Here is a 17,783-nt window from a genome sequence, read left to right as displayed (position 1 = left end):
TTTGGACAAGCCCCGCCTTCGTAGCTCAGGGGATAGAGCACCGCTCTCCTAAAGCGGGTGTCGCAGGTTCGAATCCTGCCGGGGGCACAGCACCAAGGGCCAGTTCGGAGGCTTGATCCTCTCGAACTGGCCCTTTCGCATGAGCACGGCCGCGCCATGCGCGTGCCACTACGTCCCGGCGTCGCCCTGCCGGTGCCGGCGGAGTCGGTGAGGAGTCTGACGGGGCCGGTGAGGCCGACATCGGTGAGGCCGCCGTCGATCATCTCGGCGCCGAACTTCTCGGCCTGGGCCCGTAGCCTCCGGGACGATCTCCTTGATCAGGCCCTCGACCAGGGTCCCGATCTCGTCGCGGATGGGGCGGACTTCGACGCGGTCGCCGGCCGGACGGGTCAGCCAGGCGGCGGCCATCTGGGAGCAGCCGGCGTTGTGGACAGAGACGACAGAACAGAGGGCTTGTCAGGCCTCAGGAGGCCTTTCCTGTCTCACGAAGAAATCAGACTCTACTGACATCAGCCTCTGGTGGAATCAGGCACCACTGATGTGAAAATATCAGCCCATGATGACTTCAGTCGAAACTGATGCGATCCGGGTTCTGGGTGATCCGCTCCGTATGCAGATGGTCACTCTGCTGGCCCGGGAGACGCTCTGCATGTCGCATCTGGTCGAGGAGACCGGTGCCAAGCAGACGAATCTGTCCAACCATATGAAGGTCCTGCGCGAGGCGGGGCTGGTGGAGACCGAGCCGTGCGGCCGGTTCATCTACTTCAAGCTGCGGCCCGAGGTGCTGGCCTCGGTCTCCGCACAGTTCGCCGAGCTCGCCGAGTCCGCCCGCGCCGCCGTCGAGAACAGGAGGGCCTGCCCGTGACCTCCACCGAGCCCGCCACCGCCGGCACCACGCCAGGAGGCGACGGGGACGACTCGATCGTCGGGAAGCTCTCCACCCTCGACCGCTACCTCGCGGTGTGGATCCTGCTCGCCATGGCCGTCGGCCTCGGCCTGGGGCGCCTGATCCCGGGGATGAACGACGCCCTCGCGAAGATCGAGGTCGGCGGGATCTCGCTGCCGATCGCGCTCGGCCTGCTGGTCATGATGTATCCGGTGCTGGCCAAGGTCCGCTACGACAGGCTCGATACGGTCACCGGCGACCGCAGGCTGATGGTGTCCTCGCTGGTCATCAACTGGCTCGTCGGACCTGCCGTCATGTTCGCCCTGGCGTGGGCCTTCCTGCCGGACCTGCCCGAGTACCGGACCGGCCTGATCATCGTCGGCCTCGCCCGCTGCATCGCCATGGTCATCATCTGGAACGACCTCGCCTGCGGCGACCGCGAGGCCGCCGCCGTCCTCGTCGCCCTCAACTCCGTCTTCCAGGTCCTGGTCTTCGGCGTGCTGGGCTGGTTCTACCTCGACCTGCTGCCGCAGTGGCTGGGCCTCGGCGACGGACAGGGACTTGATGTCCCCGTGTGGCACATCGCCCTCAACGTCATCGTCTTCCTCGGCGTCCCGCTGCTCGCCGGCTTCCTCACCCGCCGCATCGGCGAGACGAAGATGGGCCGCGAGTCGTACGAGGCGAAGTTCCTGCCGAGGATCGGCCCGTGGGCGCTGTACGGACTGCTGTTCACGATCATCGTCCTGTTCGCCCTGCAGGGGAAGACGATCACCTCGCAGCCGCTGGACGTCGTACGGATCGCGCTGCCGCTGCTGGTGTACTTCGCGATCATGTTCTTCGGGTCCTTCCTGCTCGGCAACGCACTCGGACTCGCCTACGACCGCACGGCGACCCTGGCCTTCACCGCGGCGGGCAACAACTTCGAACTGGCCATCGCCGTCGCCATCGCCACCTTCGGTGTCACCTCCGGCCAGGCCCTCTCCGGGGTCGTCGGCCCGCTCATCGAGGTCCCCGTCCTGATCGGTCTCGTCTACGTCGCCCTCGCCTGGCGCAAGAAGTTCGCCCCGGCGGCCCGGTGACGACCGCTGGTCCGATGGCGGCTCGGTTGACGTAGCGGCTCCGGCGTTCAATCAGTTGAACGTCCCACCGCATGCCGTGGAGCAGCCCGACGCGTTCGCCTGTCCCGACAACGCCGAAACCGGCTTACCCGCGCAGCCGCGAGCCGGAGGTCAGGTGCGCAGGTCGAGCATGGCGGACATGGCTGCCACAACGGGCGGGGCGACCTTGTAGTAGACCCAGGTCCCTCGTCGTTCCGAGGTCAGCAGGCCGGCCTCGCGCAGCTTCTTCAGATGGTGGGACACGGTCGGCTGGGAGACGCCGACGTCGGAGATGTCGCACACGCACGCCTCGCCCCCCGCATGCGAGGCGACCCTGGAGAACAGGCGCAGCCGCACCGGGTCGGACAGCGCCTTGAACATCACGGCCATCTTCTCCGAGTCGGCCTGCGACAGCTCGCCCGCGGTGATCGGCGGGCAGCACGGGGCCACCGTTCCGGCATCCAGCACCGGCAGCTCCACCATCCCTGAATTCGACATGCGTCTATGTTGACACCCATCGATGCCAGTGACAACCTCCGAATATAGACATCAGTCGAAACAGCGACCGGGAGCGGTCGCCCATCCCGGAGGACATCACCGCCATGACCACCACCGCAGACCTTCCGGTCATCGTCGTCGGCGCCGGGCCCACCGGGCTGGCCGCCGCCGCCCACATGGTCGAGCACGGCATCGAACCGCTGGTCCTGGAAGCCGGGCCGAGCGCGGCCACCGCGGTACGCGACTGGTCGCACGTACGGCTCTTCTCCACCTGGAGCGAGCTGACCGATCCCGCCGCCGAGAAGCTCCTGGCACCGACCGGCTGGGCCAGGCCCGCCGCGGACGCCTACCCCACAGGTGGCGACTGGGCCAGGCAGTACCTCCAGCCGCTCGCCGACATCCTCGGGGACAAGGTCCGCTACGGCGCCACCGTCACCGGCGTCTCGCGCCTCGGCCGCGACCGGATCGTCGACGCGGACCGCGAGCAGCAGCCCTTCACCATCCGCATCACCCGCGCCGACGGCACCGAGGAGCGGATCCTGGGCCGGGCCGTGATCGACGCCTCCGGCACCTGGTCCACCTCCGCCCCGATCAGCGCCGACGGACTGCCCGCCCTCGGCGAACACGCAGCCGCCGCCCGCATCTCCTACCGCATCCCCGACCTCAAGGACCCGGCCGTCCGCGCCCGTTACGCCGGGAAGCGCACCGCCGTCATCGGCTCCGGGGCCTCCGCGTTCACCGCCCTTGCCACCCTCGCCGATACGGCGAAGGACGAGCCCGGCACTCACTCGGTGTGGATCCTGCGCCGCGGCATCAGTGGCTCCACCTTCGGCGGCGGCTCCGCCGATCAGCTCCCCGCACGCGGCGCCCTGGGGCCGGCAGCGAAGGCCGCCGTCGACGACGGATACGCCGACGCCGTCACCGGCTTCCGCACCGAGGCCGTCGAACCCGCCACCGACGGCCGGCTGGTCCTGGTCGGTGAGGACGGCCGGCGCCTCGACCCGGTGGACGAAGTCATCGTCCTGACGGGCCTGCGCCCCGACCTGTCCTTCCTCTCCGAACTCCGTCTCGCCCTGGACGAACGCCTCCAGGCACCCGTGGAGCTCGCCCCGCTCATCGACCCCAACCAGCACTCCTGCGGCACCGTCTACCCGCACGGCCACCGCGAGCTGTCCCATCCCGAGCAGGGCTTCTACCTGGTGGGCATGAAGTCCTACGGCCGCGCCCCGACCTTCCTCGCCATGACCGGCTATGAACAGGTCCGCTCCGTCACCGCGGCCCTCGCCGGCGACACCGAGGCCGCCGACCGCGTCGAACTCACCCTGCCCGACACCGGGGTCTGCGGCGGCGCCGGACTCTTCGACGACCCGGCCGCCGGACAGCGCGACGAGGGCGGCTGCTGCGCTCCGGCTGCGCCCGCCCCCGTACAGATCGCCGCCGGCGTCTCCCAGCCAGTGGCGGTCACCGAGGACACCCCGTCCGGCGGCTGCTGCGGATCCTGAACCACCGCGCCCCGGGCGGGGCGCCGTCCGCACCGCGTCAGGAGGAACGTCATGTCACGCGTACAGCTCGCTCTGAGCGCCGGCTGCTTCGACGGATGCGCAGACGCCCGCGCACCAGCACGACCTTCGCCTTTGGTCTCGTGAATCTCACGCTCCACGCCGGCCGTCGCCCACAAGCCCGGTCTCGTAGGCGACGATCACGAGCTGGGCGCGGTCGCGCGCACGCAGCTTGGCGAGCAGCCGACCGATATGGGTCTTGACCGTGGCCGGGCTCAGATGGAGATGCTCTGCGATCTCTGCGTTGGACAACCCCCGCGCGATCAGACCGAGCACCTCCAACTCCCGGTCGGTGATCCCGTCCAGCGTGCGACTGGGCGGGCGCGCGGGCTCGGGACGGCGGGCGAACTCCGCGATCAGGCGACGGGTCACCGAGGGGGCGAGCAGTGCCTCGCCCGCGGCGACGACTCCGATGGCGGTGAGAACCTCGGTCGGCGGGGTGTCCTTGAGCAGAAAGCCCGCGGCACCGGCGCGCAGGGCGGCGTAGACGTACTCGTCCAGGTCGAAGGTGGTGAGGATGAGGACGCGGACGCCGGACAGGGCCGGGTCCGAGCAGATCTGCCGGGTCGCCTCGATGCCGTCGAGGCCCGGCATGCGTACGTCCATCAGCACGACGTCCGGCCGTTCACGGCGGGCGAGTTCGACGGCCTCCGCTCCGTTCGCGGCCTCGCCCACGGCCGTCATGCCGGGCGTGTGGTCGACGAGGACCCGGAAGCTGCCGCGCACCATCGCCTGGTCGTCGACGATCAGCACCCGGACCGGGGTCGCGTCGGTCATGGTCATCGGTTCCCTTCGGCCGGCAGGCGGACGGACACCGAGAAGCCGCCTCCCGGCCGGGGCCCCGCCTCGCAGCTGCCGCCGTACATCATCGCCCGCTCCCGCATACCCAAGAGGCCGTGCCCGCCGGACAGTTCGCGGTCGGCCTGCCCACGTGCGGACGGTGGCCCCTCGTCCGCGATGTCGATGCGGATCTCTCGCGCATCCGCCTCGACCGTGACCCGGCAACGGGTCGGGGCGGCGTGCCGGACCGCGTTGGTGAGGGCCTCCTGGACGATCCGGTAGACGGTCAGCCGCGTCCCCTCGGCCAGACCCTCCGTGGCGCGCACCGTCAGGTCGACGTCCACCCCTGCCCGTTGTGCCTGCGCGGCGAGCGAGCCGAGGCCGTCGAGATCCGGTACGGGTCCCAGAGGGGCGCCCTCGATACGCAGCACGCCGAGCGTGCGCCGCATCTCGGCCAGTGCGCGGCGGCTTGTCTCCTCGATGACCTTGAGGGCGGCCCGCGCCTCCTGCGGGTCGGCCTCCGCCACATGCCCGGCGACACCCGCTTTGACGGCGATCAGGCTGAGGTTGTGCGAGACGATGTCGTGCAGCTCACGGGCGATCCGCAGACGCTCCTCGTCCAGTGCGTGCTCCGACCGGCGCCGCTGTTCCCGGGCAGCCTCGGACCGGCGGCCGCGCACGGTGAACCCCGCGCCCCAAGCACCGCCGATCACCAGGAGCACCAGCCCTGCCACCCCGAAGGCGCCCTGCCAGTCCTCGGCGGGAGTCACCACCGCCTCGCCGAGACAGACGGCACCGCACGCCACCGGCAGCGTGACCGCGAGTGCGAGCACGGACCTGCGGGCGGGCTCTGCCAGTCCGACGAGGTAGGCCGCAAGCCCGGCGGCGGCATAGGGCTCACGGGGGATGTCGAGGAGCGATGCCGCGGCCAGGGCTGCCAGCACGGCCGCCAGGACCGCGAGCGGCCAACGGCGGCGTACGGCGATCGGCAGGCCGACCGTGGCGGCGATCAGCCAGCCGAGCCAGAGCGGTCCGGTGTAGGCGGGCTGCCCGTCGTCGGCGGTCAGCCGTGCAAAGCCGACGTAGACGGTGGTCAGGGCCAGGGCAGCGCTGAGGTCGAGGGCGTAGAGATGGCGCTGCCCCTTGGGCTTCATGACCCGACCGTATCTGTACGCGTCCACTCAACCGGCCTGTCCCAGCAGCGCCATCAGCCCGAGCGTCACCAGGGTCAGCGGCACCCAGCGCAGCACCGCAGCCCGGCTGGGACGGGGTGCTTCGCGGAGCAGCGCCATGCCCAGCGGCACCAGTGCTGCGCACAGTCCGGTCAGGGCCACCAGCGACACAGGGGTGGTTCCCTTCAGCACCCCGAGCGGCAGTGCCGAGGTGAGGCCGAGTGCGGCAGCGCGGACGGGGCCGAGCACCCGGGTGCGCCAGGCCCCCAGAGCAAGGACCGTCCACCCGGCGAGGATGGCGAGGTTCAGCGTGGCGAAGACATGAAAGGCGCCGTAGCCGGCGGAGACCGCATCGGTGGCCGGCCCGACTCCCTGGGAACGCACCAGCTGAAAGGCCAGATGGTCCACGCCCGCATGGAAGGCGCGGGCGAACAGCCCGAACATGACCAGCATCCCGCCCCACAGTCCCCATCCGGCACTGCGGGACCCGATCCGTGCGGCCACCACGGCCACGGCGGGCCAGAGCAGCAGACTGCCTGCGGCGAAGAGGCTGTATGCGGTGGCCATCAGGGTGGGGTGCCGCTCGTACGCTGCGAGTTGATCGGGGTAGAAGAAGGGGAAGCGGGCCCGCAACAACGCGCCGGTCAGCATCAGGAGCGGGCCGAGCACCATGGCGGTGCCACCCACCCAGCGCCCGGGGAAGCCGGCCCCCTCCCACCGCTCCACAGGCAGCGTGGCACGCAGTCGGGCGCCGATCGTTGCGACCGCGGTGGCCATGGATGTCGTCGGGTTCGTCATGGTGACGACGATGCCTGCACCGTCCCCCGCGGGGCGTCGGACCAGGAGCTGAACTGCGGGGTCGGACCTGGGTATGACCCGTCGGGCCGCCTGAACGGGCACCGCTTGCAACCTGCTGGATGAGCAAATTCGACGCTTTCCGGGAGAGCACCGTGCGAGATCAGTCGCCGTCCGGCGCCGGTGAGCTTGCGATCCGGAGCGCCGGCGGAGCAACCCGTGATGCGTCGGCGCACGTGTGCACCATTTGACATTAGGCAGGTAAATGCCTGCATAATTGAGGGGTGAGCGACGAAGCGAGAGCCATGGACTCGGCCTTCAAGGCGCTGGCCGACCCCACCCGACGGCTCATGCTCGACCGTCTGCGCGAGCACAACGGCCAGACGCTGCGCGAGCTGTGCGAGCACCTGGGCATGGCCCGCCAGTCGGCGACGCAGCATCTCGACCTGCTGGTGCGGGCCAACCTCGTGTCCGTCGTACGGCGGGGCCGGGAGCGGCTGCATTACCTCAACCCGGCGCCGATCCACGAGATCGAGGAGCGCTGGATCTCGACGTTCGACAAGCCCCGTCTACTGGCGCTCAGCGCGATCAAACACCAGGCAGAGGAGTACGCCATGACCAACGCATCCACGTCCGTGCCGAGCTACGTCTACGTCACCTATATCCGCGCGAACACGGAACAGGTGTGGCAGGCCCTGACGGACGCAGACCTGACCGCGCGCTACTGGGGGCACGCCAACGTGTCCGACTGGCAGCCCGGTTCGGCCTGGGAGCACCGACGCGCCGACGACTCGGGCGTCGTCGATGTCGTCGGCAAGGTACTCGAGGCCGAGCCTCCTACCCGTCTGGTCATCACCTTCGAGGACTCGGCCGGGACCGAAGCACCGCGCGAGCCATCGGTCGTCACCTTCCTCGTCGAACCGCACCAGGACATCGTGCGCCTCACCGTGACCCACGAGAATCTCCCCAACCAGGAGATGCTCAAGGGGATTTCGCAAGGCTGGCCGGCCGTGCTCGCCAACCTCAAGTCGCTGCTCGAAACCGGCGAGGTCCTGCCGCAGGCGCCCTGGGAGATGACCCAGGCACACAGCTGAGAGGGCGGCCGGCCGCCCCGGCCGTTCCCGCTTTCACTCCACGTACGACTCCAGGGACAAGGAAGCCACGGATGGACACCACCCCACTGCGGGACGCCTACCGCGCACTGCTGGGCGCCGCCGCAGCCCTCGCCGACTCCGGTGAACCGAGCCTGCCGCCGCCGGCCGGCGAGTGGAACACCGAGCAGATCCTGGCGCACGTCTCCCTCGTCAACGCCGTCACCATCACCGTCGCCGCCTCCGTCGCCGCCGGAGCGAACACGACATACGACAACCGTCTGGCGCTCGACACCTGGACCATCGAACGCACCATCTCGCGGAGCGGCGGCAACGCAGGCCTGCGTGAACGCATCCGCCTCCAGGGAGACGCCCTGTGCACGCTCGGCAGCGGACCGGCGCTCAGCGACGCCGAACTCGACACGCCGGTGCCCTCGCTGCTCCTGTCCAACGACACGCTCCAGGTCGATCAGCCAGTGCCGCTACGGGATCTCATCACCGGCCTCGCCGAAGTGGAACTGCCCGGCCACACGGCACAGCTCCTGGCCCTGCTGCCGGACCACACCGGGATCACGCCATGACGTGATCCCGGTGTGTCCTGTCCAAGGATCGGCCGGACCGGAGCGTGGAACCGTCACTGTTCCGTCATCCGACAGTGATCGCGGCGCGGGCCCGAGCTGTTCGACTGGAGCGATGTCCCCCGTAGCGGCTGATGTTCCACGTCTTCGTCCTCCTGCGTCCCGGACCCTTCGCCTTGCCCGGGGCCTGGCAGCCGGCATGGTCGCGCTGCTCGGCCTGTGCGTCCTCCCGCCGGGTGCCGCCCTCGCCGACGAGGACTCCACCGGGGCGGGGCTCACGGCGCCCGCGTCGTTCCGTATCGCCCCCCACGGCGGAAAGCCGCGTCCCGACCGTGAGAAGAACATCCTCATCCGCTACGACCGGGGAGAGCCGCGCGGTGACGCGAAGGGGTCCACGCTCACCCTGGACGTCACGGGCTCCTCCGGCGTCCTGCGGCTCAAGCAGTACGGCCACGGTTGCTCGGGAACGGACCGCAAGGTCGTGTGCCGTGTCGGCGGGACGTACGACAGCTGGACCGACTGGGCCGGTGCCCTGCCCCGTGCCGCGCCCACGAGCAGGCCCGGGGACAAGGGCGAACTGCACATCAGCTTCCGCGACGCGGAAGGTGACATGAGCCGGGCGACGACCCGCATCGAGGTCGGCGGCCCCATCCTCGCCCTGCGCGAGCAGAGCCCCTTTCGTATGGGCGCAGGCAAGGGGAACACTGCCGCGCTGGACGTCCGCAACACCGGGGAACTGCCGGCGGACGGCTTCACCGTCACCGCGACGGTCGACGAGGAGCTGGGTCCGGTCCGCCGGTCCCGGTCGTGCGACTACCTTTCCCACGACGGCCCCACGATCGTGACGTGCCGCTTTCCCGGAGTGCGCCTCGAACCCGGCGAAGAAGCACACATCCCGAACTGGCTCGTTCTCCGCGGCTCGCGCAGCCTGATGTACGCCTCCTTCCGGGCCACCGTCACACTCCTGGGCAGCGGCGCCGACAACGGGGGCCTCGACGGATCCTCCCGCTCGACGTCAGAACCCTCCCCGCCCGGCACCCCGCGCGGCGGCACCGGCCCCGCACTCACCCCGCAGGTACGCAAGGCGTCGGGTAAGAGCAAGAATTACAGCGAGCAGAAGACTGTCTGGACGAAGGTACGTATCGCCAACCACCCCGACTACGCAGTCGTGTCGGAGCTCTCTGCCGCAGGCGACGACGGGCGCCACCTCCGGGTGGGACTGCGCAACGACGGCCCGGGCAATCCGGGCGGCGGTGGGAGCTCCTCGCTCGTCCTCACGCTGCCGGAGGGAACCGAAGTACGCGAGGAGCCGATGGAGGAGATCGACACGGACACGTTCGAGCCGGTCTGCCGGCATCACGGACTCACCTACACCTGCCCGCTGGACACGGCCGCGCCCGGCGACTCATCCGTACTCGACTTCGAGGTGCGCAAGAGCAAGGACATGGGTAGGGGCGAGGCGAAGGCCGCACTCAAGCTCGGCGACACCGAGGCGGACCACGCCGATCCCGATGCCACGGACAACACGCGTACGTTCGACCTGTTCGGGCCGGTGCCCGACGAGGCCGGCCCCGGCTCGAAGACGGACCTGGTCGTCGTACTTGCCGGCGTGCTCGGAGGCTGCGTGGTCCTCACCGGCATCGGCGTACTGACGCGACGGAAGCTGCGCGAGCGGTGATTCCGTCACACCGCGGACTCACCGAACGAAGCCGGCGTGTCGAGTCGAGGAGGTCGACGTGTGGAAGTCAGCTGCTCCGCCCGAGCTGTCCCTGCTGCGATTCCTGATCATCCACGTTGCCGGTCTCGTCGTTCTGTGGGGAACGGCCTGGTGTGCACGCCGTGGAGTGCGCCGCTGTGTGCTGCCCGGCACACTGCCCGAACTCAGCACGGTCGAGCTGGCGTACCTGCACGACGGCGCGGACCGGTCGGCCGAGACCGTGCTGGCGCGGCTGGTCTCCCGAAGGAAGCTGCGAGTCGTTGAGCCCGGAGTGCTCGTCGCGGTGGGCGGGAGCAAGGACAAGGGCAGAGGCAGGAGAAAGAACAAGGGAGACAGCGAGGGCCAGGGCGAGGGCGACGCTCTGGACTCAGTGGTCCTGCGTGCCGCGCGCGAACCCGCTGGGACACCTGGACTTCTCCAAGCGGCAAAGCAGGCGCCCGAGATGGCCGCAGTCGTCAGCCGGTTGCGGGACAACGGGCTGGTCAGCTCTGCACGCACCCGGGCTCTCCGCCGTTACGGACCACCGGCGCTGATCGCCGCGTGGCTGGTGCTCTGGGTGGCGTGGGTGATCAGCAGCGGTCTGTCGGGGGCCAGGCCGTCCGTGGCCAATGGTGTGAAGGCGGCGATCGCGCCCGAAGGGCTGCTGGTCTGCATGAGCATCGTGGGTCTGTGTGCCACTGACGGCGCCTTCCGCACCCGGGCCGGAACAGCGATCGTCAAGGCGTTGCGCCGGGCACGTCGCGACGGCCGCAGCATGGACGGCAGTGCGGTACTGGCCTGCTACGGCCCGCAGTTGCAGGGCGACGCGGGAGTGGTGGCGGTGTCGGGCCTGTTCCACTACCCGGACCCCGACATGCGGACCGGCCTGTGGAAGCCACCGAGTTACCGGGGATCATCGGGCGGGCCGTGATCCTGCCGGAAACATGGGGCGAAGCTGCTGCGGAGCCCGGTCAGACGGTGGCCGGCCGGCCGCTCCGTATTCTGGAGCGCGTACTGCCGACTGGGGACATCGAGGGTGAGGCAATGAGCGGGCACGTGCCGGACTCAGCGACCCGGGCGGGCGCGGCGGTGCCCCCGCTCCCCGTCGGCCGGCTCCGAGTGCGATGACGAACACGACTGATGCCGGCCCGCGATCACGCGGCACGTGGTGGCGGGAGGGAGCGGTCACGGCGACGGCGTTCGTCCTCTGCCTGCTCGGCGGCGTGGTGCAGGTCGACAACACGCTGTCACCACCGCCCGTCGCCGCCTACGTCATGGCCGTGGTGTCCTGCGCCGTGCTGCCGGTACGGCACCGGGCACCCCTGGCCGCCCTGGCGGCCACGACCGTGAGCGGCCTGCTGGTGCCGGCCCTGGGCCTGCTGCTGAGCCCGCTCATTGTGGCCCCCGCCGTGATCACCGCGTACGCGTACGCGCTCACCGCGCGCACCGAACGGCGTGCGGCGGGCGTGGTCGCGCTCGCCGCCGCGGCCCTGCTGGTCGCCTCCGTCCCCCTGTCGGGGGGCCTCTCGTGGCAGGACGCGAGCAGGATGGGATCGGTGGCGGCGTTCCCGCTGGTGGCCGGCGTGCTCGGTCACTCGGTGCGGAACCGCCGGGCCTACCTGGCAGCCGTGGAGGAGCGGGCCCAGCGGGCCGAGTTGAGCCGGGACAGCGAGGCGCGCCGGAGAGTGTCCGAGGAACGGGTGCGCATAGCGCGGGAGTTGCACGACCTTGTGGCCCACCAGATCACCCTGGCCAACGCGCAGGCCACGGTCGCCGCCCACCTCTTCGACATCCGCCCGGAGCAGACCCGTAAGAGCCTCAAGGAGCTTGTCGAGACCACCGGGCACGCGCTCGACGAACTGCGGGCCACGGTCGGTCTGCTGCGTCAGACCGGGGACCCGGCCGCACCCGCCGAGCCGGCGCCCGGGCTCTCCCGGCTTCCCGCGCTCCTCGATTCCTTCCGCAGCGCGGGTCTGGAGGTCTCGGTGCACCAGGAGGGTACGGCCAGGCCGCTGCCGCCGGGGGTGGACCTCACCGCCTACCGCATCGTCCAGGAGGCCCTGACCAACGTGACCAAGCACGCCGGCGCCGGCAGCGCCCGGGTGAGCCTCGGCTGGAACCGTGATCGCGTGACCATCACCGTCGCGGACGACGGAGGGGGCGCCCGTACGACGCCGGCCGCACCGGCGGGACCGGGGGCGACCAAGGTGCCGGACCGTCCGCCCGGCTACGGTCTGATCGGGATGCGCGAACGTGCCACCGCGGTCGGCGGCCACCTCTCCGCGGACCGCCGTCCTGAGGGCGGCTTCCTCGTCTCCGCCCGGCTGCCCCTCCCGCCCGGCGAGGCCACGACACCCGACGGAGAGGCAGGGGAGGCACCGTGACGCTTCGAGTGCTGCTCGCCGACGATCAGGCCCTGCTGCGCAGCGCCTTCCGGATACTCCTCGACACCGCCGACGACATCACCGTCGTCGGCGAGGCAGCCGATGGCAGGGAGGCCGTCCGACTCACCCGGGAGCTGCGCCCGGACGTGGTGATCATGGACATCCGCATGCCCGATGTGGACGGTCTCACCGCCACCTCGGAGATCTGCGCGGACCCGGAACTGCGCGCCAGCCGCATCCTGATCCTCACCACGTACGAGACCGACGAGTACGTCGCCCGGGCGCTGCGCGCGGGGGCCGACGGCTTCATCGGCAAGGGCATCGGGGCCGACGACCTGCTGGCCGCCGTGCGTACGATCGCCGACGGCGACACCCTGCTGTCCCCTGCCGCGACCCGCTCCCTGGTGGCCCGATTCCTGGCCGCACCCGACAACACCGCGCCGCACCTCCCCGAACGGCTCGCCGTGCTCACCCCGCGCGAACGCGAGATGGTGGCGCTGGTCGCGACCGGCCTGTCCAATCAGGAGATCGCCGAGCGGATGTCCCTCAGCCCCTTCACCGTCCGCGCCCATGTGCAGCGCGCCATGACCAAGCTCCAGGCCCGCGACCGGGCGCAGCTCGTCGTCATCGCCTACCGGACGGGCCTGGCCCACGCCGCGACGGACGACGGCAACACCCCCCTGCCGTAGCGGGTCGTCACGTCACCGCGGCCGGGTGAACTCGGGCAGGACGAGGGCCGAATGCGCCGGCTGGGCTGCCGGGGCGGGCATGGTGACGAGGTCACGCAGCATGGTGTTGCGTTGCTCCAGGGCCCGCGCCGTGGTGGGGAAGAGCCGGGCGCCACCGTTGTCGACCAGCGCCTGGTTCATGGCCACGAACCCGCCCAGGTCGCGTTCGTAGGCGGCGAAGGCCACAGTGTGATCCCGGTGCGCGGCAAGGGAGCCGGCAAGGACGTAGGCGCCGGCCAGCGCCAGGCTCGACCCCTGTCCGGTCAGGAACGAGGGTGCGTACGCGGCGTCGCCGACGAGCGCGACGCGGCCGCTGGACCAGTGGGGCATGCGGATCTGGCCGGCCGTGTCGAAGAACAGGTCGTCCGCGTCGTGCATGGCGCCGACCATGCCGGGGACCTCCCATCCCGCGTCCGCGAACACCTCTGCGACCAGAGCCCGTTGGGCGTCGGGGTTCCGGATGGCGTCGAGCGGCGGTTCCGGTCGGTGGAAGTTCAGGAAGGCGTGCACTTCGTCGTTGTCCCCGACGGCGTAGAGGGCCGCGGCTCTCCCCGGGGTGTTCCACAGCACGACCTCGCGGGAGAGCCCGAAGGTGTTCGGCATGGTGAAGAGGGCGAAGCCGTAGCCGAGGTAGCGGTGGAACTGTTCTTCGGGTCCGAACACGGACTCCCGGGTGTGCGAGTGCATTCCGTCGGCGCCGATCACCAGGTCGAACGTGCGCTGCTGTCCACTGCGGAACGTGACGTCGGCCCCGTTGCCGGACTGGTCGAGGGTGTCGATGGAGTCGTCGAAGAGGAATTCCACGTCGTCGCGGACGATCGCGTAGAGGATCTCGGCCAGATCCCCACGACGCACCTCGAGGTCCTGTCCATCGACGCCGCCGGCGACGGCTTGCGGGCTGAGCGAGGCCACTTCACCGCCGTCGGCGTCAAGGAAGGTGCAGCGGCGCGAGTCGATGTGCGCGTCCCGCAGTTGCGGCAGTATCCCCATCCGCCGCACCACCTCGGTCGCCGTGCCGCGGACGTCGATCGGATATCCGCCACCGCGCAGTGCACCCGCCTTCTCCACCACGGTGACCGCGCATCCCGACCGGTGCAGCCAGTACGCCAGCGCGGGTCCGGCGATGCTGGCGCCGGAGATCAGCACCTTGCGCCTCGCGGCAGTACGCACATCCGTCGACAGACCGTTGGATGTCATGCCTGGACTCCCTTCTTGGTGACACGGGTCTTGGTGACACGGGTCTTGGTGACACGGACAACGAGCAGTGACAGTGCGGCGACGAGACCCGCGATGACGAAGCCGGTGACGAAGGCCGATTCGGCCGGCCGGCCCGTCAACGGGTCGGTCCCGCCGTCGAGGACCGCGCCGCCGATCTGGGCACCCACGGCGACACCGATCACCCGTGTCACCACAAGCAGGCTGGTCGCGATACCGGTGTCCCCGGCCTCGACAGTGGTGGCGGTACCGGCGAGCAACGCCGTGGTGCCGACGCCCGCGGCGAACGCGATCAGCACCTTCGCCAGGACGAGCTGCCACGCCTCGGAGTGCATCGACGCCAGGGCGAACAGCGTGGCCGCCGTGACGAGGGTGCCCACGACGACCACGGCGCGCGATCCGAATCGCCGCGCCGCGATCCCGCCGACGGAGTCGCTCACCGCCCCGGCGATGGCGCCGGGCAGCAGGAACAGTCCGATGTCGGTGGTGTCGGCTCCGAATCCGTACCCGCCGGCGTCGTCGGCCGATACCGCGAACAACTGCGGGAGCAGAAGAAGCACCGCCCCGAGACTGGTGGTGATGACGAAGGTGAACACGCACGCGTGCCACATCGTGGGCCTGGCCAGCATGCGCAGATCAACCATCGGCGCGGCCGCCCGGCGCTCCACCGCGACCCATCCGGCCGCGAGGGCGGCCACGGCCACCACGACGGCACCGATCGCGACGGGCGGCAGGCCGGCGCTCGTCACCGTCACCAGCCCGACCATGAACGCGAGCAGGGTGCCGCTCAGCAGAAGCACACCGGGCCAGTCGATCCTGTCGTCCGACCGGGCCGGCGGATCGTGTGGCATCAGCCGCGTCACGGCCAACGTCATCGCGATGACCGCGAGCGTGGGCAGCGCGAACATCCAGTGCCAGGACAGTCCTTCCGCGATCGGCCCGGCAGTCGACGTCCCCACCATGCCGCCGCCCGTGAACAGCGCGACGACCAGCCCGATCGCCACCTGTGACTCTCCGGCCGAAAGGTGTTTGCGCACCAGGATGAACGAGAGGGGCAGCGCACCCACCATCACGCCCTGCAGTACCTGACCCAGCAGCAGCACCGGCAGGTTCGGCGCCAGGGCGGCCAGCAGACCACCGGCCGAGACCACGGCCATCAGCCGGACCAGCACCCGCTTTCCGCCGTAGCGGTCGCCGAGCTTGCCTGCGACGGGTGTGACCACCGCACCGGTGACGAGTAACGTGTTGCCGACCAGGGCCCCTTCGCCAGGACTGACCCCCAGCTCACTTTGCAGCAGCGGGAGCGCGGGCTCCACCACCGACTGCAGGGCGCCGAGGGCGAGTGCCAGGACGCCGAGGGCACCGATCGCCGGCCTCCCGATGCGGGCCGGGGAAACCATGACTTCGGACATGGGCGTTCTCTTCTTCGTCGGAGGGTGATGCGCGGGATTCGCACGCCTCCAACACTTCCTTCCGGTGCCCTGCCGGGCATCGTCCTCCGTTGCCGTCTTCCCCTGGTGCGCCCGGACCAGCCCGCACGTGTCCTGGTGCCTGTGCACTACGCGCTTCGGGCCGGCTCGGGCCTCGGTGACGGCGCCGTTGTCAGTCCGTTTCCGCGCCCGCCTCGTTGTCGGCCAGGAAATCCAGCATCCGGCCGTTGACCTCGGCGGCATGGTCGATCTGCGGTCCGTGCCCGGTGTTGCCGACGATCACGGCGGTCGCGTTCTCCACCAGCCGCGGGACCCGCTCCACCTGCCGCTGCGGGTGCACCAGCAGGCTCCGCCTGCCCAGCACGAGATGGAGCGGCGTGCGGACGGTGCGCAGTTCGTCCTCGGTGAGGGGCAGTGGAGCCGGGCGGCGGATCCGGTAGGCGCGGACGCCGGCCCTGATCATCGTGCGGAGTTCCGGCACCGTGAGGACCGGCTGCTCCAGCCAGGCCGCCAGGCGTGGGCGCAGCGCCTTGGGGGCGGACGTCGCGAAGAGGCTGACGAAGATCCAGACGAAGAAGCGGAGTCCGACCTTCTCCAGACCGCCGGGGTCCAGCAGTGTGACCGAGGCGAGGCGTTGGGGGCTGCGGTGGGCCTGGTTCAGGGCGAGCCAGCCGCCGTACGAGGAGCCGATGAGGTGGACGCGGTCGAGGCCCAGGCCGGAGAGCGTCTCGTCCAGCCACTGCGCGGCACGCTCGGGCCGGTGGAGGGGTTCGCGGTGCACGCTGCGGCCCGGGTCGCCGGGGGTGTCGATCGCATAGACCACACGATCGGCACCGAGCGCGGCGGTGTTCGGGTACCACATGGCTGAGCAGCTGCCGGCCCCGTGCACCAGCACGACCGGAGTGCGCGTCGTGGCGGCGGGGTCCGTGGGGCCGTACCGGTACACATGCGTCGTCCCGAACCGCGTCTCCACGTCGAGCTCCTCCCGTACCGGGGCGCCCATCGCGTACACCGCCTCGCAGGCCGCGAAGTACCGGTCGCGCAAAGTGTCGTTCACGTATCGGCCGACGTCGGCCTGGGTACGGTCGCGGGTCGTCGCATCGGGCACGGTGGCCACCTCCTGGAGCAGCTCATTTTTATGATACGACCGTACCATGGTCGTGATACGGCGGTACCATGAAGTCGGCCCGACCCGGTCAGGGCGGACGAGGCGAACAGACAGACGGACAGACGGGTGGCGAACCGGCCGATGCCGAAGCGCGTGGACCATGATGAACGGCGCACCGAGATCGCCCGGGCCCTCGTCCGGGTCGCAGGAAGGCGTGGACTGCACGCCGTGGGCATGCGCGATGTGGCCGCGGAGGCCGGTGTGTCACTGCGACTGGTGCAGTACTACTTCGAGACCAAGGAGAAGCTGCTGCTCTTCGGACTCCAGCAGCTGGCCGAGGAGTTCGGCGAACGGGTCACCGCCCGCGTCCGGGCCGCCGGGGACGCCCCGGGCCCGCGCGCGACGGTCGAGGCGCTGCTGCTGGCCTCGTTGCCCACGGACGAGGAGAGCCGCACCTTCCACCTCGTCTACACCTCGTACGCGGTGCTCGCCGTGACGGACGAGACGCTCGCCGCTCAGCCGTTCCTCAAGAACCCCGATGCCGCCGAGGGCGTTCTGACCGGCCTGCTCGCACAGGCACAGGACAGCGGCCTGGTGGGGTCCGGCGTGGACGTGCGGACAGAGGCGACCGGCCTGCTCGCCATGACGGCGGGGCTCGGCATCAGCGTCCTGACCGGTCAGCGCGGACCCGAGTCCGCCAACGCCGTCCTGAGCCACCAGCTCGACCGGATCTTCCGCGGCGGAGACGGGAACGACAGCTGAGCGG

Annotated in this window: 17 protein-coding genes, 1 tRNA gene and 1 pseudogene; 11 read left to right on the top strand and 8 right to left on the bottom strand. The window is 70.5% G+C overall.

Annotated features, from left to right (window positions below):
- Positions 1–14: 14 nt before the first annotated feature.
- Positions 15–87: transfer RNA gene (locus ACFVW8_RS02805), tRNA-Arg, on the top strand.
- A gap of 266 nt (positions 88–353) precedes the next feature.
- Here ACFVW8_RS02805 and ACFVW8_RS02800 read toward each other — a convergent pair.
- A pseudogene (locus ACFVW8_RS02800) lies at positions 354–467 on the bottom strand (phosphotyrosine protein phosphatase); the annotation flags it as partial.
- Between the two features lie 89 nt (positions 468–556).
- On the opposite strand from ACFVW8_RS02800, the gene ACFVW8_RS02795 reads away from it, so the two are divergent.
- A complete protein-coding gene (locus ACFVW8_RS02795) occupies positions 557–865 on the top strand; it encodes an ArsR/SmtB family transcription factor (RefSeq protein ID WP_389685756.1) in 309 nt (102 codons plus the stop codon).
- Positions 862–1,965, top strand: a complete 1,104-nt coding sequence (gene arsB / locus ACFVW8_RS02790; protein ID WP_389685755.1) for an ACR3 family arsenite efflux transporter — start codon at positions 862–864, stop codon at positions 1,963–1,965. The genes ACFVW8_RS02795 and arsB overlap by 4 nt, the downstream gene beginning before the upstream one ends.
- Before the next feature lie 150 nt (positions 1,966–2,115).
- On the opposite strand, the gene ACFVW8_RS02785 is transcribed toward arsB, so the two are convergent.
- Positions 2,116–2,481, bottom strand: a complete 366-nt coding sequence (locus ACFVW8_RS02785) for an ArsR/SmtB family transcription factor (protein ID WP_389685754.1) — start codon at positions 2,479–2,481, stop codon at positions 2,116–2,118.
- 104 nt (positions 2,482–2,585) lie between these two features.
- Here ACFVW8_RS02785 and ACFVW8_RS02780 point away from each other — a divergent pair, with 104 nt between their 5' ends.
- Complete coding sequence (locus tag ACFVW8_RS02780; protein WP_389685753.1) at positions 2,586–3,983, top strand: NAD(P)-binding domain-containing protein; 1,398 nt, start codon at positions 2,586–2,588, stop codon at positions 3,981–3,983.
- A gap of 147 nt (positions 3,984–4,130) precedes the next feature.
- On the opposite strand, the gene ACFVW8_RS02775 is transcribed toward ACFVW8_RS02780, so the two are convergent.
- The 3 genes from ACFVW8_RS02775 to ACFVW8_RS02765 are packed head-to-tail and all read right to left on the bottom strand — an operon-like array spanning position 4,131 to position 6,790.
- Complete coding sequence (locus ACFVW8_RS02775) at positions 4,131–4,823, bottom strand: response regulator (RefSeq protein ID WP_389685752.1); 693 nt, start codon at positions 4,821–4,823, stop codon at positions 4,131–4,133.
- Complete coding sequence (locus ACFVW8_RS02770) at positions 4,820–5,974, bottom strand: sensor histidine kinase (RefSeq protein WP_389685751.1); 1,155 nt, start codon at positions 5,972–5,974, stop codon at positions 4,820–4,822. The genes ACFVW8_RS02775 and ACFVW8_RS02770 overlap by 4 nt, the downstream gene beginning before the upstream one ends.
- 27 nt (positions 5,975–6,001) lie before the next feature.
- On the bottom strand, positions 6,002–6,790 hold the full coding sequence (locus tag ACFVW8_RS02765) for a hypothetical protein (RefSeq protein WP_389685750.1): 789 nt from the start codon (positions 6,788–6,790) through the stop codon (positions 6,002–6,004).
- 302 nt (positions 6,791–7,092) lie between these two features.
- Between ACFVW8_RS02765 and ACFVW8_RS02760 the strand changes: the two genes are divergently transcribed.
- From ACFVW8_RS02760 to ACFVW8_RS02735, 6 genes are all read left to right on the top strand, one after another.
- The gene (locus ACFVW8_RS02760; protein ID WP_389685811.1) at positions 7,093–7,881 is read left to right on the top strand and encodes an ArsR/SmtB family transcription factor; all 789 of its coding nucleotides are present in this window, start codon (positions 7,093–7,095) and stop codon (positions 7,879–7,881) included.
- A 71-nt stretch (positions 7,882–7,952) separates the two neighbouring features.
- Complete coding sequence (locus ACFVW8_RS02755; RefSeq protein WP_389685749.1) at positions 7,953–8,459, top strand: hypothetical protein; 507 nt, start codon at positions 7,953–7,955, stop codon at positions 8,457–8,459.
- 196 nt (positions 8,460–8,655) lie between these two features.
- On the top strand, positions 8,656–10,134 hold the full coding sequence (locus ACFVW8_RS02750; protein ID WP_389685748.1) for a hypothetical protein: 1,479 nt from the start codon (positions 8,656–8,658) through the stop codon (positions 10,132–10,134).
- Positions 10,135–10,192: 58 nt separating this feature from the next.
- Entirely contained in the window at positions 10,193–11,083 is an 891-nt protein-coding gene (locus ACFVW8_RS02745) for a TIGR04222 domain-containing membrane protein (RefSeq protein ID WP_389685747.1), read from the top strand.
- A 193-nt stretch (positions 11,084–11,276) separates the two neighbouring features.
- A complete protein-coding gene (locus ACFVW8_RS02740) occupies positions 11,277–12,536 on the top strand; it encodes a sensor histidine kinase (protein ID WP_389685746.1) in 1,260 nt (419 codons plus the stop codon).
- On the top strand, positions 12,533–13,225 hold the full coding sequence (locus tag ACFVW8_RS02735) for a response regulator (RefSeq protein WP_389685745.1): 693 nt from the start codon (positions 12,533–12,535) through the stop codon (positions 13,223–13,225). Before ACFVW8_RS02740 ends, ACFVW8_RS02735 begins: the two co-directional genes overlap by 4 nt.
- Before the next feature lie 12 nt (positions 13,226–13,237).
- On the opposite strand, the gene ACFVW8_RS02730 is transcribed toward ACFVW8_RS02735, so the two are convergent.
- The 3 genes from ACFVW8_RS02730 to ACFVW8_RS02720 form a co-directional block, all read right to left on the bottom strand.
- A complete protein-coding gene (locus tag ACFVW8_RS02730) occupies positions 13,238–14,461 on the bottom strand; it encodes an FAD-dependent monooxygenase (protein WP_389685744.1) in 1,224 nt (407 codons plus the stop codon).
- Entirely contained in the window at positions 14,458–15,891 is a 1,434-nt protein-coding gene (locus ACFVW8_RS02725) for an MFS transporter (RefSeq protein ID WP_389685743.1), read from the bottom strand. Before ACFVW8_RS02725 ends, ACFVW8_RS02730 begins: the two co-directional genes overlap by 4 nt.
- 190 nt (positions 15,892–16,081) lie before the next feature.
- Positions 16,082–17,017, bottom strand: coding sequence for an alpha/beta fold hydrolase (locus tag ACFVW8_RS02720; RefSeq protein ID WP_389685742.1), 936 nt, complete (start codon positions 17,015–17,017; stop codon positions 16,082–16,084).
- Positions 17,018–17,158: 141 nt separating this feature from the next.
- On the opposite strand from ACFVW8_RS02720, the gene ACFVW8_RS02715 reads away from it, so the two are divergent.
- The gene (locus ACFVW8_RS02715) at positions 17,159–17,779 is read left to right on the top strand and encodes a TetR/AcrR family transcriptional regulator (protein WP_389685741.1); all 621 of its coding nucleotides are present in this window, start codon (positions 17,159–17,161) and stop codon (positions 17,777–17,779) included.
- Positions 17,780–17,783: the final 4 nt, after the last annotated feature.

This window comes from Streptomyces sp. NPDC058221, from assembly GCF_042882365.1.
Lineage (GTDB): Bacteria > Actinomycetota > Actinomycetes > Streptomycetales > Streptomycetaceae > Streptomyces.
The sequence above is the reverse complement of the archived record's forward strand: the minus strand, read 5'-3'. Positions and strand labels throughout refer to the sequence as shown.